Source organism: Arthrobacter sp. GmRoot5-12 (assembly GCF_059739365.1).
In genome coordinates this window covers 459360-482628 of record NZ_AP046056.1, presented here as the reverse complement: position 1 = coordinate 482628, position 23269 = coordinate 459360, and the positions used below count along the sequence as shown (strand labels likewise).

At 68.3% G+C, this 23269-nt stretch carries 17 protein-coding genes; 4 read left to right on the top strand and 13 right to left on the bottom strand.

Translation table 11 applies throughout. The annotated features are described in order from the left end of the window. Nucleotides 1-8: 8 nt before the first annotated feature. Entirely contained in the window at nt 9-1040 is a 1032-nt protein-coding gene (cobA, locus tag AC6JAM_RS02145) for a uroporphyrinogen-III C-methyltransferase (protein ID WP_018770115.1), read from the bottom strand. A 2-nt stretch (nt 1041-1042) separates the two neighbouring features. After that, nucleotides 1043-3685 (bottom strand): nitrite reductase large subunit NirB, encoded by a 2643-nt coding sequence (gene nirB, locus AC6JAM_RS02140; protein ID WP_018770114.1) that lies wholly within the window; start codon nt 3683-3685, stop codon nt 1043-1045. Nucleotides 3686-3957: 272 nt separating this feature from the next. Between nirB and nirD the strand changes: the two genes are divergently transcribed. Beyond that, the gene (gene nirD, locus AC6JAM_RS02135; RefSeq protein ID WP_018770113.1) at nt 3958-4338 is read left to right on the top strand and encodes a nitrite reductase small subunit NirD; all 381 of its coding nucleotides are present in this window, start codon (nt 3958-3960) and stop codon (nt 4336-4338) included. Between the two features lie 71 nt (nt 4339-4409). Here nirD and AC6JAM_RS02130 read toward each other — a convergent pair whose 3' ends face one another. Together AC6JAM_RS02130 and AC6JAM_RS02125 are read right to left on the bottom strand one after the other, a co-directional pair. Further along, nucleotides 4410-6158 (bottom strand): phospho-sugar mutase, encoded by a 1749-nt coding sequence (locus AC6JAM_RS02130; protein ID WP_056393535.1) that lies wholly within the window; start codon nt 6156-6158, stop codon nt 4410-4412. A 56-nt stretch (nt 6159-6214) separates the two neighbouring features. After that, a complete protein-coding gene (locus AC6JAM_RS02125; protein WP_018770111.1) occupies nt 6215-7033 on the bottom strand; it encodes a purine-nucleoside phosphorylase in 819 nt (272 codons plus the stop codon). Between the two features lie 103 nt (nt 7034-7136). Between AC6JAM_RS02125 and AC6JAM_RS02120 the strand changes: the two genes are divergently transcribed. After that, nucleotides 7137-8552 (top strand): NAD(P)H-quinone dehydrogenase, encoded by a 1416-nt coding sequence (locus tag AC6JAM_RS02120; RefSeq protein ID WP_056393538.1) that lies wholly within the window; start codon nt 7137-7139, stop codon nt 8550-8552. Nucleotides 8553-8572: 20 nt separating this feature from the next. Here the strand turns inward: AC6JAM_RS02120 and AC6JAM_RS02115 are convergent, their stop codons facing one another. From AC6JAM_RS02115 to AC6JAM_RS02105, 3 genes are read right to left on the bottom strand one after another with little or no spacing between them, the layout of a single operon-like run. Continuing rightward, complete coding sequence (locus AC6JAM_RS02115) at nt 8573-10132, bottom strand: FAD-dependent oxidoreductase (RefSeq protein ID WP_497933913.1); 1560 nt, start codon at nt 10130-10132, stop codon at nt 8573-8575. Further along, on the bottom strand, nt 10129-12336 hold the full coding sequence (locus AC6JAM_RS02110; protein ID WP_497933912.1) for a molybdopterin oxidoreductase family protein: 2208 nt from the start codon (nt 12334-12336) through the stop codon (nt 10129-10131). Before AC6JAM_RS02110 ends, AC6JAM_RS02115 begins: the two co-directional genes overlap by 4 nt. Nucleotide 12337: 1 nt before the next feature. Then, nucleotides 12338-13750: an MFS transporter gene (locus tag AC6JAM_RS02105; protein WP_018770103.1), complete on the bottom strand. Its 1413-nt coding sequence runs from the start codon at nt 13748-13750 to the stop codon at nt 12338-12340. Between the two features lie 278 nt (nt 13751-14028). On the opposite strand from AC6JAM_RS02105, the gene AC6JAM_RS02100 reads away from it, so the two are divergent. After that, a complete protein-coding gene (locus AC6JAM_RS02100) occupies nt 14029-15438 on the top strand; it encodes an MFS transporter (RefSeq protein WP_018770102.1) in 1410 nt (469 codons plus the stop codon). 58 nt (nt 15439-15496) lie between these two features. Here AC6JAM_RS02100 and AC6JAM_RS02095 read toward each other — a convergent pair whose 3' ends face one another. From AC6JAM_RS02095 to AC6JAM_RS02070, 6 genes are all read right to left on the bottom strand, one after another. Continuing rightward, nucleotides 15497-16228, bottom strand: coding sequence for a glutamine amidotransferase (locus tag AC6JAM_RS02095; RefSeq protein WP_497933909.1), 732 nt, complete (start codon nt 16226-16228; stop codon nt 15497-15499). 43 nt (nt 16229-16271) lie between these two features. Beyond that, nucleotides 16272-16709 (bottom strand): YybH family protein, encoded by a 438-nt coding sequence (locus tag AC6JAM_RS02090; RefSeq protein WP_018770100.1) that lies wholly within the window; start codon nt 16707-16709, stop codon nt 16272-16274. A gap of 18 nt (nt 16710-16727) precedes the next feature. Continuing rightward, nucleotides 16728-18539: an acetyl/propionyl/methylcrotonyl-CoA carboxylase subunit alpha gene (locus tag AC6JAM_RS02085; RefSeq protein ID WP_051081389.1), complete on the bottom strand. Its 1812-nt coding sequence runs from the start codon at nt 18537-18539 to the stop codon at nt 16728-16730. Nucleotides 18540-18668: 129 nt separating this feature from the next. Then, the gene (locus AC6JAM_RS02080) at nt 18669-19313 is read right to left on the bottom strand and encodes a Maf family protein (RefSeq protein ID WP_497933906.1); all 645 of its coding nucleotides are present in this window, start codon (nt 19311-19313) and stop codon (nt 18669-18671) included. 9 nt (nt 19314-19322) lie between these two features. Next, nucleotides 19323-21845 (bottom strand): MMPL family transporter, encoded by a 2523-nt coding sequence (locus tag AC6JAM_RS02075; protein WP_497933904.1) that lies wholly within the window; start codon nt 21843-21845, stop codon nt 19323-19325. A gap of 18 nt (nt 21846-21863) precedes the next feature. After that, nucleotides 21864-22538, bottom strand: a complete 675-nt coding sequence (locus tag AC6JAM_RS02070; RefSeq protein ID WP_056393552.1) for a TetR/AcrR family transcriptional regulator — start codon at nt 22536-22538, stop codon at nt 21864-21866. 162 nt (nt 22539-22700) lie between these two features. On the opposite strand from AC6JAM_RS02070, the gene AC6JAM_RS02065 reads away from it, so the two are divergent. After that, nucleotides 22701-23261: a hypothetical protein gene (locus AC6JAM_RS02065; RefSeq protein ID WP_497933902.1), complete on the top strand. Its 561-nt coding sequence runs from the start codon at nt 22701-22703 to the stop codon at nt 23259-23261. Nucleotides 23262-23269: the final 8 nt, after the last annotated feature.

The following is a 23269-nucleotide window of genomic DNA, read 5'->3' as shown; positions in this document are numbered from 1 at the left end:
CAATCCTTTCATGATCCCAGCAGCGAGGCCGCCAGCCTGTCCAGGTCTGCGGCGGCACCGGCGTGGTCACGGTTCGCTTCAGCCACCCGCACCACCTCGCCGATGACCAGCACTGCCGGGTTGCTGCAGCCGGCAGCGGCGGAGGTGATGGTGCCGAGGTCAGCGATGGTGGTGCGCTGGCCGGGCCGGTAGCCCCGCTCCACCACGGCCATGGGCATGTCCGGGCGCATCCCGGCGCGGCGCAGACCTGCCGCCAGCTGGTGGAGGGTGCCGATGCCCATGAGCACCACGATGGTGCCGCCCAGACCGGCCAGGTGGTGGTGCTCCTTCTCCGTCAGCGGGGCGTGCCCGGAGACCACGGTGAACATGTGGCTGACTTCGCGGTGGGTCACCGGGATGCCTGCTGCGGCCGGGACCGAGATGGCGCTGGTGACGCCGGAGATGACGTGCACTTTGACGCCGGCTGCCACGCAGGCGGCAACTTCCTCGCCGCCGCGGCCAAAGACGTAGGGGTCCCCGCCCTTGAGGCGGACCACGTTGTTGCCGGCAAGGGCACTTTCCACCATCAGCTTTTCGATGTCAGACTGGCTGACCTTGTGGTGGCCAGGCTTCTTTCCGACGTCCACGAGTTCCGCGGAGGTCAGCCGCGGCAGTTCCTGGTACGGCGCCAGTCGGTCGTAGAACACGACGTCGGCATCGCGGAGTGCCTTGACCGCCGCCACGGTGAGCAGGTCGCTCGTGCCGGGGCCGCCGCCCACCAGGGTGACGTGTCCGGCGGGTCCCGCAGCAGGCTCGGCCGCGACCGGGATGCCGGTCTTCCGGCAGCGGTCCAGGAAGGCGTCCCAGCCGGGCTGTCCGTCCTCGACGGCGGCGACCAGGAACAGCCGCTCCGGCAGGTGGACGAGCCGCGCCTCTTCGGGGCTGCCAAGGCGGTGCACGACGGCGCCCGCGGCTTGGTACCGCCGCACCGCCTGCCGCGCGGCGTCGGGGGCGCCGGCCACCAGGACGTTCCGGCCGGTGAGGTCGATACTGAGCTGCATGGCTATGCCTCGTTTCCAGGGGTTTCCGTGGTGGCGGAGCGGACCGGGATGGAAGCCCCGATCAGGACCTTGCCTTTTTCCTCCGGAGTGGCGGGGCGCATCTGGCCGCGCTCGTCCGGGACGAAGGTGATGGAGTCGTCCTTCTGGTCGGGGGCATTGACGAAGGAGCGGAACCGGCGCAGGCGTTCGGGGTCCTTGAGGGTGTCTGCCCATTCATCCACGTACGTGTCCACGTGCTTGGCCATGGCGGCCTCAAGGTCCTCGGCGATGCCCAGGGTGTCCTTCACCACCACGTCCTCAACGTGCTTGATGCCGCCGTCGAGCTCCTCCTGCCAGCGGGCCGTGCGCTGCAGGCGGTCCGCGGTGCGGATGTAGTACATGAAGTAGCGGTCGATGTACTTGATCAGGGTTTCGTCGTCCAGGTCCTTGGCCAGGAGCTGGGCGTGGGCCGGGGTGGCTCCGCCGTTGCCGCCCACGTACAGGTTCCAGCCGTCGGCCGTGGCGATCACGCCCACGTCCTTGCCGCGCGCCTCTGCGCATTCGCGGGCACAGCCGGAAACACCCATCTTGAGCTTGTGCGGGCTGCGCAGGCCGCGGTAGCGCAGTTCCAGCTTGATGGCCATGGCCACCGAATCCTGGACGCCGAAGCGGCACCAGGTGGAACCGACGCAGGACTTCACGGTCCGCAGGCTCTTGCCGTAGGCCTGGCCGGACTCGAAGCCGGCGTCCACCAGTTCCTTCCAGATCTCCGGCAGCTGCTCCAGCCGGGCGCCGAACATGTCGATGCGCTGGCCGCCGGTGATCTTGGTGTACAGGCCGTACTTCTCGGCCACGGCCGCAATGACGCCCAGCTTCTTGGGGGTGATCTCACCGCCGGCGATGCGGGGGACCACCGAGTAGGTGCCGTCCTTCTGCATGTTGGCCAGGGCGCGGTCGTTGGTGTCCTGCAGGGTGCCGCGGCCGGCGTCCAGGACGTAGGCGCTGTTCTGGCTGGCCAGGATGTTGGCGATCGTCGGCTTGCAGATGTCGCAGCCGGCGCCGGTGCCGTACTTGGCCATGATCTCTTCGAAGGAGGTCAGCCCCAGGACGCGGATTGCGTCGAACAGTTCCTGGCGGGACAGTTCGATATGCTCGCAGAGGGCCTTGGAGACCTCCACACCGGACTTGGTCAGCTCGGTTTCCAGCAGCTTCTTCAGCATGGGGACGCAGGAGCCGCACTGGGTGCCGGCCCGGGTGCAGCCCTTCAACTCGCCCAGTTCCTGGACCGGGGCGTTGCCCTCGCAGGCGCCGCAGGCATTGATGGTGTCACGGATGGTTCCGGCCGTGACGTTGTTGCAGGAGCACAGCGTGGCGTCATCCGGCAGTTCGGTCTCCGGCGCCTCGCCACCGCCGGCCGCGCTCAGGAAGGCGCCCGGTTCGGCCGGGAGCTCGCGGCCCAGGAGCGGGCGCAGGCTCATGTAAGGGGAGGCATCGCCGACGAAGATGCCGCCCAGGAGGGTCTTGGCGTCATCCGTGGTCACGATCTTCTGGTAGACGCCGCGGGCCGGGTCGGCATAGACGATTTCCAGGGCGTGCTCGGTCTTGGCGAACGCGTCACCGAAGCTGGCCACGTCCACACCGGACAGCTTGAGCTTGGTGGCGGTGTCGAAGCCCGGGAAGGTGGCATCCCCGCCGTGCAGCCGGTCGGCCACGATCTCCGCCATGGTGTTGGCCGGCGCCACCAGGCCCAGGCACATGCCGCCGTAGTTGGCCACTTCACCGATGGCCCAGATGCCGGGCACTTCGGTTTCGCAGTAGTCGTTGATGACCACGCCGCCGCGGGGACCCAGGCTGAATACCTGTTCCTCGCCCTCGGCGGCGCGGAAGAGTTCATCGCGGGGACGGACGCCGATGGCGACGATCACGATGTCGGCGTCGATGACGCGGCCGTCGGCCATCAGCACCCCGGTGACCTGGCCGTCGTCGTCGGAAAGTACCTCCGAGGGAAAGACCCCGCCGTGGACTTCGAAACCCTTGGATTTGATGAGCCTGCCCATGGCCTGGCCCGCGCCCTCGTCGAGCTGGGTGGCCATCAGCCACTGGGAACCGTCGATGACGATCGGGTTGGCGCCGAGCTGCTCGGTGCCGGCAGCTGACTCGAGGCCCAGGAGCCCGCCGCCGATAGTGACGGCGTTGACCTTGCGGCCGAGCTTCTCCGTGAGCTCCGCGATGGCCTTGTTGATGGCCCAGACGTCTTCAAGCGTGCGGTAGACGTGCGTGTGCTCCGCGCCGGGGATGGGCAGGCGGGCCGCATTCGAGCCGGTGGCGACTACGAGTTCGTCGTAGGGGTAGCTGTTGCCGGCGGCGGTTTCCACCGTCTTCGCTTCGGCGTTGATCTTTACGACGCGCTCGCCGGTCTTCAGGTCCAGGCCGGCGTGGTCCCACATGGACGCCGTGCCGAGCGTCAGGTCGACGTCGTTGTCGGTGAGGGCTTTGGACAGCGCCACCCGGTCATAGGGGAGGTGGACTTCCTCGGTGAGGACCGTAACATGCCAGCCATCGAGGCCGCGGGCATGCATTGCGTCCGCAAAACGGTGGGCCGCGGGGCCGCCGCCGGCGACGACGATGCGGCGCGGAGTCTCTGTGCTTGAAGTCTGTTCGGTCACTGATGGGCCTTTCGCATGGGCCGCAGGCAGTTTTCCTGCAGCCTTCTCTGACGAGCTGTCCATCCAGACTAGGGAGACGCAGTTTCGCTTCAGTTTCCCATTTGTTTCGCCAACTTAACTTCTGCATCACGAGCGCATTTCCGGGCGGGTTAGGTCTCTTTTACGCGCCGGACACATTCACCGCACCCCGTTGAAACACCCGGACCCTAGCGTTGGAAACGGCCGCAAAAGCAGCCGTGCAAGGACAACAGGCACAGGGAAAGGAGCCGGACATGACGGCAACACTGGAACTTGGGGCGCTCGCCGCCGAATCTGACATCGCTGGATTCCACACCGGCTGGCACCGTGTCTGCGCGGTGGAGGACCTCGAACCAGCCTGGGGCGAGGCTGCACTGGTGGCAGGCCGGCAGGTGGCGCTGTTCCGCACCGGCCCCAGCGAAGTCTTCGCCGTGGCACACGAGGACCCGGCCACCGGAGCCCACGTCATGGCGCGCGGCATCCTGGGCTCGAAGGGAACGCGGCCCACCATCGCCTCCCCCCTGCACAAGGAGGTCTACGACCTTGAGACCGGCGAATGCTTCACCACACCGGGCCTGCGCCTGGCAGCATTCAGCACCCGGGTCACCGACGGCATCGTCGAGGTGCAGCTGTAACACCCGCACCCCTTAAGGGGGCGCCGGGCCTTCAGTGGCCCAGGCGCCCTTTGGTGTTTAACCGGCAGTTCCTAAAGGCCCAGCGCTTCGCTGACGTCGTGCAGGACCTCGTCCAGCGAGGCACGCGCGGCCTGGCGCGCTGCCGGCAGTTCCGCGGCGGACCCCACCTGGTGGATCACCTCGAGGTAGCACTTGAGCTTGGGCTCGGTGCCGCTGGGCCGGATGATGACACGGGTCAGGTTTCGGGTGATGTAGAGCAGCCCTTCGGTGGGCGGCAGGTGCGCGCTGCCTTCAGCCAGGTCCGTGAAGACCTCCACAGCGGACTGTCCGAACGATTCCGGCGGCGAAACCCGCAGGCGGTTCATCATGGCGTCCAGGAGTCCCAGGTCCGCAACCCTGATGCTTAGCTGGTCGCTGGCGTGCAGGCCGTGCTGGAGGTACAGCTCATCCAGGGTGTCGAAGACCGTCTTGCCTGCGGCCTTGGCCGCTGCCGCGAGTTCGGCGATCAGGACGGCGGCGGAAATGCCGTCCTTGTCCTTCACCAGCTCCGGGGCAACGCAGTACCCCAGCGCCTCCTCGTAGCCGTAGACCAGCCCGGGAACCCGGGAGATCCACTTGAACCCGGTCAGTGTTTCCTCATGGGCGAAGCCGGCCGCGGCGGCGATGCGGGCCAGCAGCCGTGAGGAAACGATCGAATTGGCGAAGACGCCCCGGCCGTCAGCGTCCGCGCCGGCGGTGCCGTCCGCGAGCCGGGCCACCATGTGGGCGCCCAGCAGGGAACCCACTTCGTCGCCCCGGAGCATCCGCCAGGCGCCCGTATCGGGGTCCTTTGCCGCCACGGCTGCCCTGTCGGCGTCGGGATCATTGGCGATCACGAGGTCGGCGTCCAGCTGCGCGGCCGCCTCGAGGGCCAGGTCCAGTGCGCCGGGTTCCTCCGGGTTGGGGAAACTTACGGTGGGAAAATCAGGGTCCGGTTCGGCCTGTTCAGCCACCACGGTGACATCTTTGAAACCTGCCGCTTCCAGGACGTCCAGCGCAGTCCCGCCGCCGACGCCGTGCAGCGGGGTGAGGACTATCCGCAGGTCCCGGGCGGGGAAGCGGTCCGCCATGGCCAGTGCCGCCGTCGCCCGCTCATACCCGGCTGCCAGCGAACCGTCCAGGACGGTCCAGCCGCCCTCTGCCAGCGTGATGGATTCCAGCGGCCCCACGGCGCTGATCCGGCCAGCGATTTCCGCGTCGTAGGGCGCCACGATCTGGGCGCCGTCGCCGTCTGCCGGCACAGCATGCCGTCCCAGGTACACCTTGTACCCGTTGTCCTGGGGCGGGTTGTGGCTGGCGGTGACCATGACGCCGCCGTCGCAGTCCAGGGCGCGGACGGCGTACGCCAGCAGGGGAGTGGGGAGGGGCGCCGGGAGCAGGAAGGTTTCGATGCCGGCCGCGGTGAAGATTGCCGCGGTTTCGGCCGCGAAGACATCCGAGTTATGCCGGGCGTCATACCCGACGACGGCGCGCGGGCGGGTGCCGGGGGCGGCCTTGGCTGCGGCGTCCCCCAGGAAGGCCGCGAGTCCCGCTGCGGCGCGGCGCACCACCACCCGGTTCATCCGGTTCGGCCCCGGGCCCAGGGCGGCGCGCAGCCCTGCCGTGCCGAACTGGAGCGTTCCGCGGAAGCTGTCTTCCAGTTCCTGCCGGGCCGCGGGATCGCCGTCCTCAACAAGGCGGACAAGCTCAAGGAGCAGCGCCTTCGTTGCGGGATCCGGGTCTTGGGCAGCCCATTCGCGGGCTTCGGTGAGCAGGCGAAGTTCGGCATCGGAAGACGTCATGGGCCTAACGCTATCGTCATTGCCCGTGCCCGTGACGCACCCTGGCGCCTGATCCGTTAGAGCCGGGCGATGATATCGGCCAGCAGCCTGGAGATGCGCGGGCCGGCTGCCTGGCCGGATTCGATGACTTCCTGGTGGCTGAGCGGCTGGGGGCTGATCCCGGCCGCGAGGTTGGTGACCAGCGAAATTCCGAACACTTCCATCCCGGAGTGCCGCCCGGCGATGGCTTCCAGCGCCGTGGACATGCCGATCAGGTCGGCACCGATCCGCTTGGCGTACTGCACCTCGGCCGGTGTTTCGTAGTGCGGGCCGGGGAACTGTGCATACACGCCCTCGTCCAGGGTGGGGTCCACCTCGCGGGCCAGCCCGCGGATGCGCGGCGAGTACAGGTCGGTAAGGTCCACGAAGGTGGCGCCTTCCAGCGGTGAGGACGCGGTGAGGTTGATGTGGTCCTTGATCAGCACCGGGGTGCCGGGGGCCCAGTCCTCGTTGAGTCCGCCGCAGCCGTTGGTGAGGACCAGGGTGCTGCACCCGGCGGCCGCCGCGGTCCGGATTCCGTGGACGACTGCCCTGACGCCCTTGCCCTCGTAGTAGTGCGTGCGGGCGCCCAGGACCAGGGCGCGCTTTCCCGAGGGCGTCAGTATGGAGCGGATGGTGCCCACGTGGCCTTCCACGGCGGGGGCATGGAAGCCGGGGACTTCTTCGGCCGACAGGGTGGCGGTGGTTTCGCCGATGAGGTCGGCGGCCTCGCCCCACCCGGAGCCGAGGACCAGGGCAGTGTCGTGCCGGTCCACGCCTGTCTCTTCGGCGATGTAGTCCGCTGCGGCGCGTGCGGCGGCAAACGGGTCCGTGTTCAGGAAGTCTGTTGTACTCACCAGTACAAGTTATCGTGCCGCCCGTGTTGCCCCCGTCACGGCCGGCCCGGAGAGCGCCCTGTTTTCTTGGTGGTCAGCGGCAAATGGGCGAGAATGGATGACTGTGACTACGCATCCAGATTTCAGCTCCCCCCGGATCGCAATCCTGGGAGGTGGTCCCGGCGGATACGAAGCCGCCATGGTGGCCGCCTCGCTCGGGGCGACGGTCACCATCATCGAACGCGCGGGCCTGGGTGGATCCGCCGTGCTGACCGATGTGGTTCCCTCCAAGACCCTCATTGCCACGGCCGACCTGATGACCCGCGTGGCAGAGGCCGGCGAGCTGGGAGTGAAGTTCGACGTCGACGGCGGCGACTTCGTGCCGGTGATGCGAGCAGACCTCAAGCACATCAACGACCGCCTCCTCAACCTTGCCCGCAACCAGTCCCAGGACATCCGGGACGGCCTGGAAAAGCTGGGCGTGCGGATTATTGCGGGTTCCGGCCGGCTGCTGGACACCCACACCATCGAGGTCATGACGGTGGACGGCACCGAGACTGTAGAGGCGGACACCATCCTGCTGGCCGTGGGCGCACACCCGCGCGAGCTGGAGACCGCCCGCCCCGACGGTGAGCGGATCCTGAACTGGACGCAAATCTACAACCTGGACGAGCTGCCCGAGGAGCTCATCGTGGTGGGGTCCGGTGTTACCGGCGCGGAGTTTGCCTCCGCCTACAACGGCCTTGGTTCCAAGGTCACCCTGGTGTCCAGCCGCGACCGCGTGCTGCCCGGCTCCGACGTTGACGCCGCCGTGGTCCTGGAGGAAGTCTTCGAACGCCGCGGGGTCCGGGTTTTGTCCCGTTCCCGTGCCCAGACCGTGGAACGCACCGACAACGGCGTGGTGGTGACCCTTTCCGACGGCTCCACGGTGACCGGCAGCCACTGCCTGCTCTGCCTGGGGTCCATCCCCAATACGGCAGGCCTGGGCCTCGAGGAGGCCGGCGTCGCCGTCAGCGAGAGCGGCCACATCAAGGTGGACGGCGTCTCCCGCACGACGGCCCCGAACATCTACGCCGCCGGTGACTGCACGGGCGTCCTGCCGCTGGCCTCCGTGGCCGCCATGCAGGGCCGCATCGCGGTGGCGCACTTCATGGGCGACGGCGTGACCCCGCTCAAGCTCCACCAGGTGGCATCCAACATCTTCACCTCGCCCGAAATCGCCAACGTTGGCGTATCCGAAGCCGAGATCGAGTCCGGCAAGTACCAGGCCGACGTCGTCAAGCTCTCCCTGCGCAGCAACGCCCGCGCCAAGATGCGCAACGCCAAGGACGGGTTCGTCAAGATCTTTGCGCGGAAGGGTTCCGGCACGGTGATCGGTGGCGTGGTGGTGGGGCCGAACGCCTCGGAGCTGATCTTCCCGATCTCCATCGCGGTCAAGCAGAAGCTGCACGTTGACGACGTCGCCAGCACCTTCACGGTGTACCCGTCGCTGACCGGATCCATCTCCGAAGCCGCCCGCCGCCTGCACGTCCACATGTAACGAGGGGCCGGCAGCCCCGGTCAGGCTGCCGGCACCGCTCGGAAATGCCGTTCAATGAGGCCCTTGATGTCCTCATGGCAGCCACCGCATCCTGTGCCCGCCCGGGTGGCCTTGGAAACGTCCGCCACCGTGGAGCAGCCGTCGGCCACGGCGCCCGTGATGGTGGACCCGCTGACTCCGGCGCACCGGCACACGGTCCCGGCCGGGTCCGCGGCTGCGCCCGGCAGCTGGTCCGGCCCGTCCAGGCGGAGGAGGAGCGACCGGTCGGCAGGCAGTTCGGCGCCGCGTTCGAAGAGTCCCACCAGCTCGGCCGCCGTGCGGGGCATGCCCACCGCCACCAGGCCTTCGAGCACTCCGCCTCGGGTGGTCATCTTGACGTACCGGCCGTGCTCAGGATCAGCCCACTGGGCCACCTGCAGGCGAGCCCTGCCGTTGGCCGCGCCCGCCGTGAGCGCTTCCTCGTCCCACGGATCCGCGTCGTTGTCCCCGGCCACGGCCATGTTCAGGCCGCGGGCCTTCAGCACCACGACGCCGGGCTGTTCCGGCGGGAGCGCGGACAGCAGTTCCGCCTCCTCCACCCCACCGGAGGACAGCAGGATCAGGTAGCCCGCCAGCCACTCGGCCTGCCGCCAGCCAGGGCCCACCAGGCCGGAGGGCCCCGTGGCGTTCCGGCATGCGGCGCAGCCCGGATCGGGGCAGTGGACCTCCGCGCAGTCGCCGATGGCAAAGATATGCGGTTCGTGGTGCGCCCGCAGCCGGTGGTCCACCAGGATCCCGGTGCCAGTGGCCAGCCCGCAGCCGTCGGCCAGCTCCGTCCGGGGACGCACCCCGCATGAAATGACCAGGAGGTCCCCGTCAATCGCCTGCCCGTCGTCCAGCAGCAAAGCCGAGAAACCGCCGTCGGGCGCGTTGTGCTCAACGCCGGTGGAACGGGCGTTGCCCGCCACCCGGACCCCGCAACGCCGCAGCCCTGCAGCCAGGACGGCCCCGCCGGCACGGTCGATGCTGCGCCCCAGGGGGTGCGGGCCGTTGTGGACCACCGTGACGGTGGCGCCTTCCTCCGCTGCGGCCAGCGCCGTTTCCAGGCCCAGGACGCCGCCGCCCAGGACCACTACGCGCTTGCCGCCGTCCACCGCCTGCCGCAGGACAGCGGCGTCGCGAAGGTCCCGCAGCGCGGTGACGCCGGCGGGAAGCACGGGGGAGGAAGGATCCGGGTTGATGCCGGTGAGGTTGGGAATGACAGGCCGGGATCCGGTGGCGAACACCAGCCGGTCGTAGTGCACGGGTGCTCCTTCAGCAAGCAGGACCTGCTGCCGTGGCCTGTCCACGCGCTTGACCCGCACGCCCAGGCGGACGTCCACGCCGTCCGCGGCCAGCTCGGCGGCATCGGCAAGGGCCAGTGCGTCAGCGGTGGTCCGGCCGACGCCGAGGTCGGCCACCAGGACGCGGTTGTAGGCTGCCTCGGGTTCCTCACCGAGCACGGTGACCTGGACCTGCCCTGCGCGCACGGCGGGCAGGAGCTCGTCCACCAGCCTGGCGGCCACGGGGCCGAATCCCACGATGACAATCTGCTCGCTCATGAGGCCTCCGTCGTTTGCAGCATGCGGGCGGAATCGGGTGCGGCCACGGGCCGGACCCATACGGTGTTGAATTTGAATTCGGGCATCCCGGAGATGGGATCAGTGGCGGCTTCGGTGAGGCGGTTGGCGCTTTCGGAGCCGGGGAAGTGGAAGGGCAGGAACACTGTCTCCGGGCGGATGGCTGTGCTCAGCTCCGCATGGCACACCACCTCGCCGCGCACGTTCGCCACGGAGACCAGCGAACCGGCGGCGATGCCCATGGCGGCTGCCGCCGAGGGGTGGATCTGCACCCTCGCCTCGGGCTGTGCGGCGACGAGTTCGGCCACCCGCCGCGTCTGGGCCCCTGACTGGTAATGCTCCAGGAGCCGGCCGGTGATGAGGGTCATGGCTTTGCCGGCGGGGTCTCCGGAGGTCCCGCCATCGCCGGCAGAAATACGACGGCGGCGCGGCACCACCGGGACCATCACGGCCTTGCCGTCGGGGTGGGCGAAACGGCTGGCGAACAGCCGCGGCGTTCCACTGCTGCCGGCCGGGTAGGGCCAGTAGGCGGCCTCCCCGCGGTCCAGCATGGCGTAGTCAATGCCCGAGTAGTCTGCCAGGCCCCCGGCGGAGGCACGCCGCAGTTCCTCGAAGACCGTCTCCGGATCCTCGCTGTAGGTGGACGGGGCGTCCAGCCGCTCGGCGAGGCGGGCCATGATCCACAGCTCGCTCCGGGCACCAGCCGGAGGTGAGATGGCACGGCGGCGGCGCAGGACGCGGCCCTCCAGATTGGTCAATGTCCCCTCCTCCTCCGCCCACTGCAGCACGGGAAGGATAAGGTCCGCCTCCGCGGCGGTTTCGGACATGAAGAAGTCGCAGACCACCAGGAAGTCCAGGCTCCGCAGCCCTTCGATGACGGCGTTGGCGTCGGGAGCTGCCACCGCGATGTTGGAGGCATGCACAAAAAGGCACCGGACGCCGTCGGGCTTTCCCAGTGACTTCAGCAGCTGCACGGCGGGCAGGCCGGGTCCGGGGATGGTCTCCTCCGGAACGCCCCAGACGGCCGCGACGTGTGCGCGGGCAGCCGGGTCGGTGATCTTGCGGTAGCCCGGGAGCTGGTCCGCCTTCTGGCCGTGCTCGCGGCCGCCCTGGCCATTGCCCTGGCCGGTAAGGGTCCCGTACCCGCTGCGGGCGGAGCCCGGCAGGCCCAGGAGGAGGCTGAGGTTGATGGCCGCGGTTGCGGTGTCGGTGCCGTCCACGTGCTGTTCCACGCCGCGTCCGGTGAGGATGTAGCTTCCGCCTTCCCGTGCCCCGGCAGCGAGCATGCGGGCGGTTTGCCGGATCAGTTCCGCGGGGACGCCGGTCAACGACTGGACGCGTTCGGGCCAGAAGGCGTTGACGCTGCGGACTACGGCGCTGTAGCCCGAGGTGCGCTCTTCGATGTAGGCGGTGTCCACCAGGTTCTCGTGGATGACCACGTGGGAGAGGCCCAGCAGCAGGGTAAGGTCGGTGCCCGGCAGCGGCTGGAGGTGCAGGCCGCCGCCGTCCGCCGTAAAGGCTGCCGTGGCGGAGCGGCGGGGGTCAACCACCACCAGCCCGCCGGCGTCGCGGGCTCCGCGCAGGTGCTGTACGAACGGGGGCATGGTCTCGGCAACGTTTGACCCCAGCATCAGGATGGTGTTGGCGGTGTCCAGGGCTTCGAGCGGGAAGGGCAGGCCGCGGTCCACGCCAAACGCCCGCATTCCGGCGGCCGCGGCGGATGACATGCAGAACCTGCCGTTGTAGTCGATCCGTGAGGTGCCCAGGGCCAGCCGGGCGAACTTGCCCAGCTGGTAGGCCTTCTCATTGGTGAGTCCGCCGCCGCCGAAGACGCCGACGGCGTCCGCGCCGTGGCGTGCGCGGGCGTCCTTCACTGCCTGGGCGGCAAGGTCCAGGGCCTGGTCCCAGCCGATGGGCCGGTGGACGCCGTCGGGTCCCTTCAGCAGCGGCTCGGTGATCCGGCCCGCGTGGTTCAGGAGCGTGGGGGAGGTCCACCCTTTGCGGCAGAGGCCGCCGCGGTTGGTGGGGAAGTCCCGGCCTGCAACCTCCAGTGCGGGCGCGGGATTCGGTGCAGGCACGGGGCCTGGCCCCGGCTGGGCAGCCGGGGCCAGGTCCGCAGGGGACGTGAGCGTCATGGCGCACTGCAGGGCGCAGTAGGGGCAGTGCGTGTCGGCGCTTTTGGTCATGTTAGACGTGTCCCATCGCGTTCCGGCCGGCGTTGCGGATGTAGCAGGTCCAGCAGACCAGCAGCATCACCACGTAGGCGGCAACGAATCCGTAGAAGGCCGGGGTGTAGGAGCCACTGGCGGTGCTGGAAGCGTTCAGGACCTGGGGGATGACGAAGCCGCCGTAGGCGCCGATCGCTGAGATCAGCCCGAGTGCCGAGGACGCCAGGCGCTGGGTTGCCACGGAGCTGGCGCCGTTGCGTGCGGCCCGGCTGGAGGTGGCGAAGATGACGGGGATCATCCGGTAGGTGGCACCGTTTCCAAAGCCGCTGGCGGTGAACAGCATCAGGAAGAGGACCAGGAAGAGCCAGAAGTTCTTCAGCGGCAGGGTCCAGATCATGGTGAGGGTGATGACGGCCATGGAAGCGAAGGCTGTGACGGTCATCCGGGCCCCGCCCATGCGGTCCGCCATGCGTCCGCCGTACGGGCGGGCCAGCGAGCCCACCAGGGGGCCCAGGAATGCAAGGGACAGGGCCACGGTGCCTACTCCGATGGAGGAGAACGCGGGGAAGTAGTCCTTGATCAGCTTGGGGAACACGCCGGCGAAGCCGATGAATGAGCCAAAGGTGCCGATGTACAGCAGCGCCATGATCCACAGGTGCGGTTCCTTGAGCGCAGCGACCGAGCCGGCCACGTCACCCTTGGCGCTGGTGAGGTTGTTCATGTACTTGAAGGCGCCGAACGCTGCGAGAAGGATGAAGGGAACCCACATCCAGCCGGCCATGGGAAGGTTGACGGTGCCGGCGGCCAGCAGGGTGATCACGATGGGAACGGCAAGCTGTGCGACGGCGGCGCCCAGGTTCCCGCCTGCGGCGTTCAGGCCCAGCGCCCAGCCCTTTTCCCTGGCCGGGTAGAAGAAAGTGATGTTCGCCATGGAGCTGGCGAAGTTGCCGCCGCCGAAGCCGGCCAGTGCGGCCACGAGCAGCATGACGCCGAAGGGCGTCTCCGGGTTGGAGACACACAGCGCCAGGCCGGTGGAGGGGATCAGGAGCAGCAGGGCGGACACGATGGTCCAGTTGCGTCCGCCGAACCGGGGAACCATGAAGGTGTACGGGATGCGGAGGGTGGCGCCCACGAGGCTGGGCATGGAGATGAGCCAGAAGATCTCCGAGGTGGAGAATGTGAAGCCGGCGGCCGGCAGCTGGACCACCACAATGGACCACAGCTGCCAGACAACGAAGCCGAGGAACTCGGCGAAGATGGACCAGTTCAGGTTGCGGCGGGCGATGGCGCGGCCGGCGGTTTCCCACTGCTCCTTGTTCTCGGCATCCCAGTTGGCGATCCAGCGGCCGGGGCGGAATTCAAGGGCAGGGGTGTCTGTGGTGCGGGTAGAGCCGGGCTGTACGCCGGCATCGACGGTGCGGTCAACAGTCACGGGTTACCTCCTTCAGGGGGATGTTGTTCCTCAAAGGTAGGGACGGCGCGTTTCACGGACGGTCGATGTTTGTTAACGCGCTGTGACTTTTGCCTATCCGGTCCGGCCCGGCGGCGTGAGGCGGCCTGCCGGACCGCAGTGTGAGACATGCAACACACGTCCGAATGGTGGACGTTTCGTCCATTGACTGGACGTGGCGAAGTAAGATCGAACTCTAACTATTCGAGCCGGGAGGCAGCCCTGCCTGTGCCCGGCCGGTCTCACGAAAGCGTTTACCTATGTCATCCACCGATACCACCACGGTGCCTGGTTCGCACCAGCCGGTGAACTCCCGCGGCCGCGTCATCGTGGCCAGCCTGATCGGCACCACAGTGGAGTTCTACGACTTCTACGTCTATGCCACTGCCGCCGTGCTCGTTTTCCCGAAGCTCTTCTTCCCGGGCGCGAACGAAACCACCCAGCTGCTGAGCTCCTTCGCCGTTTTTGGCGTGGCATTCATCGCCCGGCCGCTCGGCTCCATCGTCTTCGGGCACTTCGGCGACAAGTTCGGCCGCAAGGGCACGCTGGTGGCGTCGCTGTTGACCATGGGTATTGCCACCTTCCTCATCGGCTGCCTCCCCACCGCGCTGGTTCCGGGCTGGGAATTCTGGGCACCGGCCCTGCTGGTGGTCATGCGCTTCGCCCAGGGCCTTGCGCTCGGCGGGGAGTGGAGCGGGGCCGCGCTGCTGGCCACCGAGAACGCCCCTGCCAACAAGCGGGCCATCTACGGCACCTTCCCGCAGCTGGGCGCCCCGATCGGCTTCATCATCGCCAACGTCATCTTCCTGGTTGCGAGCTACACCCTGACGCCGGAAGCTTTCCAGGCGTGGGGCTGGCGCGTCCCGTTCCTGCTCAGCGCCGTCATGGTGATCCTGGGCCTGTACGTACGGCTCAAGCTGATCGAAACCCCCGCCTTCACCAAGGTGCTGGAATCCAAGGAGGTGGCCAAGCTGCCGCTTGGCCGCGTCTTCAAGACCAGCTGGCGCCAGCTGATCCTGGGCACCTTCATCATGCTGGCCACGTACGTGCTCTTCTACCTGATGACCACGTTCACCCTTACCTACGGCACCAAGCCAACCCTCGAAGGTGCCAAGGCCGCGGCCGAAAAGGCCGGAAAGCCCATGTCTGACGCCGCTGCTGCCGCGTTCGTTCCAGGCCTCGGCTACACCCGCAACGACTTCCTCTGGATGCTGATTGCCGGCGTCGTCTTCTTCGGCATCTTCACCCTGGTCTCCGGACCCCTGGCCGAAAAATACGGCCGGCGCAAGATGCTCCTCGCCGTCACCGCGGGCATCTTCGTGTTCGGCCTGCTGTTTGTTCCGCTGTTCAGCGGTGGCTTTGTGGGCACCATGGGCCTGCTGATCCTCGGGTTCTCCCTCATGGGCCTCACCTTCGGGCCCATGGGAGCGCTGCTGCCGGAGCTGTTCCCCACGAACGTCCGCTACACCGGCTCGGCGATCAGCTACAACTTCTCCAGCATCCTGGGCGCTGCGGTGGCACCGTTCATCGCCGTGGCCCTGTGGGAAGCGGCCAAGGGCAGCCCTGTCCTGGTGGGTGTCTACCTGACGGCCATGGCCGTGCTCACCCTGATTGCGCTGTTCCTTACCCGCGAAACCCGCGACCTGGACTACGAGAACAACGTGGCCTGACGCTTCGGGTGCCGAAAATGCCCGGCGCGGCCATCCGGCCCGCCGGGCATTTTCATGCTCACCGTGCGTAGCGCGCCACGAAGTTCTTCAGCACGGCCATGGGCTCGGTGACCGTGAATTGGCGTGCGGCCGCCATCAGCTCCTCGGCGGATTCGGGCGGAAAGTAGCCGGCGTGCCGGTAGATGTCGATCCGGGTCACCAGCCCGTCGGTGTCCAGTTCGGGATGGAACTGGGTGGCATAAAGGTTGGTCTTGACCCGGAACATGTGCACGGGGCAGGTGGCTGAGCGCGCCAGCAGCACCGCGTGCGGTGGCAGGGAACTGAGCGCTTCCTTATGGCCGGTCAGGGCCGTGAAGGTCCGGGGCATGCCCTGCAGCAGGGGATCCTGCAGCCCGGCATCCGTCAGCTCGATTTCCACGGCGCCCAGAGGCTCGCCGTAGGTCCTGTCGATGACCGCGCCCTGGTGGCGGCCCAGCGTCCCCACCCCGTAGCAGGCGCCCAGGAAGGGAAAGTCGCGGGCCACCAGCTGGTCCAGGAGGCCGGACAACTCCCGCTCCACCCGGTGCTGGACCGGGCTCTTCTGCTCCGGCGGATCGCTGGACGTGAACGGGCTGCCGCCCACGATGACGCCGGAATAATCCGCAAGATCCAGCGCGGGCAGGGGAGCGGCCTCGAGCCTGACCCGGCGCAGCTCCCGTTCCTCAAGCCCGCCGTACCTCAGGTAGGCGGCATATTCCTCCTCCGCGGCAGCGTCTTCCGGGCGGGAGGCGAGGAGCAGGAAAGGCAGCATGAGCTAAGTCTGCATCCTGGCGGCGCCCCCTGCCAGCACCGGCTCAGCCGGCGGGCTGGGTTAGCGACCGGCGGGACTGTGGCCGGGCTGCGGGGTCGGCGTGGCGGTGCACCAGCTTCCAGTAGCCTTCCTCGCGCCGGAAGATACTGGTCACGCGAAGCGCGAATTCCTCGGTGGCGGCCGCCGCGTCCAGCCGTGCCCGGAAGTGCTCGGTCTCCACCAGGTAGGCGGTGTCGCGGGCGGTGTAGGAGGTGACGGTGTCGAAGCCCAGCATCTCGCCGTCGCGGAACTGCCGCGCCGCCTGGTCAAGCCGGGCCTCCACCTGGGCCCAGCCGCGCGCTATGCCGCCGAAGGGATTGGCCAGGGTGACGTCGTCAAGGCGGGAGTAGAGCTCCTTGATGGGGGCCGGGTTGCCCCGGGTGATTTCGGGAACCGCCTGGTGGTAGCGGTCCACTTCTTCCTGGAAGCTGGGTGCGAGCATGGCTGCCGGGACTGCTTTCTAGTCTTCGATGGTGGCGATGATGGCGCCCGCGGACACCGTTTCGCCCGCCGTTGCCGTCAGGCCGGTGATGGTCCCGGACCGGTGTGCGGTGAGGGGCTGCTCCATCTTCATGGCCTCGAGGACCACCACCAGGTCACCTTCGGACACAACGTCCCCGTGCGCCACGGCCACCTTCACGATGGTGCCCTGCATGGGGGAGGTCAGGGCGTTGCCGGTGGCAGCCGCGGGACCGGCGGAGCGGGACCGCTTCTTGGACTTGCCCGGCTTGGCGGCGGCGCCTGCTGCAGTGCCCGGCGTGCCCAGGGATGCGGGGAGGACCACCTCCAGCCGCTTGCCGCCCACCTCGACCACGACGCGCTGGCGGTCTTCTGCGGAGCCGTCTGCATCGGTTGGGGCATCCGGCGTCCAGGCAGGAAGGTTGTTGCTGAATTCGGTTTCGATCCACCGGGTGTGGACCTTGAACGGGCCCTCGGCCGGGGCGAAAGCGGGGTCCGACACAACTGCGAGGTCGAACGGGATGACGGTGGGGATGCCCTCCACCACCATCTCCTCCAGGGCGCGGCGGGCACGCTGGAGGGCCTGCGGCCGGGTGGCGCCGGTGATGATCAGCTTTGACAGCATGGAGTCGAAGTTCCCGCTGATCACGTCGCCCTGTTCCACGCCCGAGTCCACGCGCACGCCGGGACCGGTGGGGTTCTTCAGGACGCGGACCGTGCCGGGGGCCGGCAGGAAGTTGCGGCCCGGATCCTCGCCGGTGATGCGGAATTCGATGGAGTGTCCGCGGACCTCGGGATCGCCGTAGCCCAGTTCCTCGCCCCTGGCCAGCCGGAACTGTTCGCGCACCAGGTCGATGCCGGTGACTTCCTCGGACACGCAGTGCTCCACCTGGAGGCGGGTGTTTACTTCGAGGAAGGAGATGGTGCCGTCCTGGCCTACCAGGAATTCGCAGGTTCCGGCGCCGAGGTAGCCGGCCTCCTTCAGGATGGCCTTGGAGGATTCGTAGAGGCGCCGGTTCTGGTCCTCGGTGAGGAACGGTGCCGGGGCTTCCTCCACGAGCTTCTGGTTGCGCCGCTGCAGGGAGCAGTCGCGGGTGGACACCACCACCACGTTGCCGTAGGCGTCGGCCAGGCACTGGGTTTCCACGTGCCGTGGGGCATCCAGGAAGCGCTCGATGAAGCATTCGCCGCGGCCGAAGGCTGCGGTGGCCTCACGGACGGCGGATTCGTACAGTTCCGGGATTTCTTCCCGGGTGCGGGCCACCTTGATGCCGCGTCCGCCGCCGCCGAAGGCAGCCTTGATGGCCACGGGCAGGCCGTGGCGGTCCACGAAGTCCAGGACTTCGTCCGCGGACTCAACGGGGTCGGCGGTGCCCGGAACCAGCGGGGCGCCCACCTTTTCGGCGATGTGCCGGGCCTGGACCTTGTCACCCAAGGCGGAGATTGCCTCCGGGGAGGGGCCGATCCAGGTGATGCCGGCCTCGATCACCCGTGCGGCGAACTGGGCATTTTCGGCCAGGAAGCCGTAGCCGGGGTGGATGGCGTCGGCGCCGGACTGGCGGGCGGCGTCAATGATCTTGTCCATCACCAGGTAGGACTCCGCCGCGGTGGTGCCACCCAGGGCGTACGCCTCGTCAGCCAGCCGGACGTGCAGCGCGTCCCGGTCCGGATCTGCGTAAACGGCCACGGAGGCAATGCCCTCGTCCCGGGCCGCCCGGATGATGCGCACGGCGATTTCGCCGCGGTTGGCGATCAGCACCTTTGTGAGGCTCGGCTGTGTAGTACCTGCGGACTGCTCCAAATTTGCTGACAAGGCGTCTCCTTCTTTCCTTCAGGGAGCCTAGCGCGCTTTTGGAGGTTCCGCCGATATTACTTGCGGAATCCGCGTGTAAACCGGCCGTCCTTTGTAGGGAAGCTACAAGCAGTGTGGAAACCGGGCGATTTACCGCCGGGGCCAGAGGTCCGTAATGCGCACGTTGGCGGACGCGAGCAGCCCGCGCAGGGTGGAGACGGAAAGGCCGACGACGGCGTGCGGGTCGCCGTCGACCTTCCGGATGAAGGCGCCGCCCAGGCCGTCGATGGTGAAGGAGCCCGCGCAGTGGAGCGGCTCTCCGGTGGCGATGTAGGCGTCGATCTCTGCCGGGTCCATCTCCAGGAAGGAAACCTCGGCTGAGGCGACCGCCCCCACCGTGGCGCCCGAGCCGCGGCCGCTGCCGCCGTCGTCGTCCGTGTCCCTGCAGTCCACCAGCCAGTGGCCCGTGTGCAGCACTCCCGCGCTGCCGCTCATCCGGAGCATCCGCTCGCGGGCGACGTCGGCGTTGTAGGGCTTGCCGTGCGCCTCGCCGTCGAATTCAAAGACCGAGTCGCAGCCCAGCACCAGGGCGCCGTCCGCTTCCGGCAGCGCCGCGACGGCCTCGGCCTTGGCGCGGGCCAGCAGCAGCGCGGTGTCGTGCGGGTCCGTGACGCCGTACCGCGCCTGCACTGCGGCCTCGTCGACGTCGGAGACCAGCACGGTGTGCCGGATGCCGGCCTCGGCCAGGAGCTTGGTGCGGGCGGGGGACTGGGAGGCGAGAATCAGATGGAGCACGGCTTCAGCCTAGTGGACCAGCTCGCCGGAGGCGGGTGCTGCCTGGCCCCTGTTGAGCTTGGCGCCCTCCACGTCCACGTCCGGCAGGATCCTGTCCAGCCACCGCGGCAGCCACCAGGACCTGGCGCCCAGCAGGTACATTACGGCCGGGACGATGGTCATGCGGACCACGAAGGCGTCGAACAGTACGCCGAAGGCCATGGCAAAGCCCAGCGGCCGGACCATGGTGAGGTGGCTGAAGATGAAGCCGGAGAACACGCTGACCATGATGATCGCGGCCGCGGTGACTACGGCGGCCGCGTGCCGGAAGCCCACCCTGACCGCTTCCTTGGCGGACGATCCGTGCATGTATGCCTCGCGCATGCCGGAGGCGATGAACACCTGGTAGTCCATGGCCAGGCCGAACAGCACGCCGATCAGGATGATGGGCAGGAAGCTGAGCACGGCGCCGGGGTTGGCCACGTCGAAGATGTTCCCCAGCCAGCCCCACTGGTATACCGCCACCACGGCACCGAAGGCGGCGGACAGGGACAGCAGGAAGCCGCCCGTGGCCAGCAGCGGGACCACGATGGACCGGAACACCAGCAGCAGCAGGATCAGGGAAAGTCCGACGACGATGGCCAGGTAGGGCGGCAGGGCGTCGCCAAGCTTGGTGGAGACGTCCACGTTGCCGGCGGTCTGCCCGGTCAGTCCCATAAGCACGCCGTAGTCGGACTGGATCTCCCCGTTGAGGCCGCGGAGCTCGGAGACCACCTTGACGGTGGTGGCGCTGGCCGGGCCCTCCTTGGGGATGACCTGGAACACGGCGGTCCGGCGGTCCCCGCTGAGGGCGACGGGCACGGCTGCCACCACATTGTCCACGGCACGGAGCTTGTCCGCGATGTCGTACTGCAGCTTCCGGGCCTGGGCTTCGTCCAGGTCCGCGGGGAACTCGCCGACGGCCACGATGGGTCCGGTGACACCTTCGCCGAAGCTGCGGGCGGTGAGGTCGTAGGCCTGGTAGGCCTCTGACTCCACGGGTTCGGAGCCTCCGTCCGGCAGGGCCAGCTGCAGCTGGGTGGCGGGCAGCGCAAGGGTGCCCAGCAGGAGGATGCCCGCGATCAGTGCCACCCACGGGTGCCGGGTGACCAGGCCGCCCCACCCGCGGGTGCTGCGTTCCTTATCGGCGGCGAGGTCGGCCGTTTCGTGGTCCGGTTCGGCGTTGTGGGCTTCGGCTTTGGCCCAGGCCCGCCGGGAGATGATGCGCCGTCCGATCAGGGACAGCATGGCAGGGGTCAGGGTGATGGCCACGAGCACCGCAACGGCCACGGTTCCCGCTGCCGCAAGGCCCATGACGGCGAGGAAGGGCAGCCCGGGGACCACCAGGGCGGCAAGGGCGATGATCACGGTCAGGCCGGCGAAGACCACGGCGTTGCCGGACGTGCCGTTGGCCCGGGCAACAGACTCCTCCGCATCCATGCCGGCAAGGAGCTGGGTGCGGTGCCGGTTGACGATGAACAGCGAGTAGTCGATGCCGACGGCGAGGCCAAGCATCAGGGCCAGCATGGGCGAGATGGAGCTCATGTCGAAAAGGCCGGAAAGGGCGAACGTGATGCCGACGCCCACGCCGACGCCGATGATGGCCATCAGCAGGGGCAGCCCGGCGGCGATCAGCGTACCCAGCATGAGGATGAGGACCAGCGCCGCAACGGCGATGCCGACGATTTCCGCAGTGCCGAACAGTGCCGAAATGTCCTCGGTGATTTCCTTGCTGGCCAGCGCCGTGACGCCTGCCGCGGAGGTCTCATGGGCGATCTCCTGCACCTGCTTGCGCACGGCCGGGGCCAGCCCGTTGATGGAGGTCTTGAACTGCACCTGTGCCACGGCGGCCTTGTTGTCCCCGGACACGAAGCGGATGGCTGATGCTGCCTGGGCCTGCCGTTTGCCCTGTTCCAGCTTGGCCTTGTTGGCCGCCAGTTCCTGGGCGCCGGCGTCCAGCTTGGCCTGGCCCTGGGCCAGCGCTGCCTTCTGCTGGCCAAGCTGGGCTTCAATCAGTGCTGCCGGCGCCCCGGCGGCGGTGAGCTGCTGCTCGGCTGCCGCCAACTGCGCCTTGCCGGCTTCAAGCTGGGCCCGGGAGGCGTCCAGCTGTGCCTGCCCGGCTGCCAGCTGCTGTTCGCCGTCGGTGATGGCCTTGCCGGCCTGGTCCACCTGTGCCTGGGTGGCGAACGGGTCCACCGTGCCACGCACCTCGGGGAGGGTCTGGAGCTTCTTCAGCGCCTCCGTCACGGCCGTCCGGCTTTGGGCCGTGAAGCCGCCGTCCGGGGCTTCGAAAACGATCGTGGCGCTGCCGCCGGAGGCCGAGGGCAGCTCCTGCTTGAGCTTGTCCGCAATCCGCTGGGTTTCGGTCCCGGGAATCTGGAAGTTGTTGGACAGGGTGCCGTGGAATGCCGCGGCCGAGCCGCCCACGGCCACCAGCACGGCGAGCCACAGGGAGATGACAAGCCAGCGCCGGCGGTAGGAGAACTTGCCGAGGCGGTAGAGGAGCAATGCCATGCGGGTGAACCGATCTGATCAGGAGGAACGGGTGGCGGATGGTGGAGCGGGGGTGTTGAAGCCGGTGGCCAGCAGGGCCATGGCATCGATGAGCAACTGCCGGAGCTCGGCCAGGGATGCGGGTGTCAGGTCCGGACCGCGGCGGCTGAACCACACCTCCATGGCGGCCTTTCCGCAGGAGATGATCGAGCCGGCCAGGGCGTGGACATAAAGCTCGTCCTGGGCGCCGGGGGTGCCGGCGAGGCGTTCGCGGGCGACGGTGAAGACCTGCGCCCGGCAGTGGTCCCACGCCTCGAGTTCCGGGTGCGACATCAGCGGGCTCTGCTGGGTCAGCGTGAACAGTTCCGCCAGCGGCGCCACGGCCTTGGGGTCGGCAAGGGCCATCAGCGCGGCCTGGGCGGATTCCAGCATGGGCTCGTCCGCCGGGCGGAGGCGCAACTGCTGAATCGCGTTGTCCAGGAAGCCATGGACGATGGAGGCCAGGGCGGCGTCGGTGCTGCTGAAGTAGTTGAAGAAGGTGCGGCGCGAGATCCCCGCGGCGTCGGCGATGTCTTCCACCGTGAAGTTTCCGGGGCCTTTGGAGCGCAGGAGTTCCAGTGCGGCGTCGGTGATCGCCTGGCGGGTGGCGGCCTTGTTCAGCTCGCGCCGGGAAGGTGCGGCGGGTTCGTCCGGCGGGGCAACGGGTGATGTCACGCACTTACACTACGTGCAAGTTTGCACTCAATGCAACTTAAATTCACAGGAGAACCATAGCTTCCCGACAGCCCTTCCTGATCCTTGCGCCGGATGCTTGGTATGCCTCGCCCGAGGCGAATCCCAGGAGCCGTCAGTTGACGGCGAATCAGGAGACACGACATGAGACGCACGAAGAAGATGACCGTGGGCCTAACGGCCGCAGCGCTGGCGCTTGGTGCCGGAATCGGCGTGGCCGGCATGGCATCCGCGACCACGACTCCCACTCCCACACCCAGCGCGGGTTCCAGTGCTGCCGCTGACGGAACTACCGGCAGCGCCCCCGATGGCATGGGCAGGCACGGCGGCCGCGGCGGCCATGGGATGGAGCAGGCCTCGGCGCTGGCAGCGAAGCTGGGCGTTGATGAAGCCAAGGTGGCCGACGCCTTGAAGGCCTTCCGCGAAGCCAGCAAGCCCACCACGCCGCCGGCCGAGGGCCAGAAGCCGGATCCTGCCGCCCGCGAGGCTGCACTCGCCAAGTCCCTTGCTGCATCGCTGGGCATCGATGAAGCGAAGGTGACCGCAGCGCTGCAGGAGATCCGCAGCGAGGAAGAGGCCGAACATGCAGCCGGACTCAAGTCCCGCCTGGACAAGGCTGTAGCGGATGGAAAGCTGACCCGGGCTGAAGCCGACGCCGTGACGAAAGCCATCCAGAACGGGGTAATCGGAGGTGGCTGGCACTGACCATCACT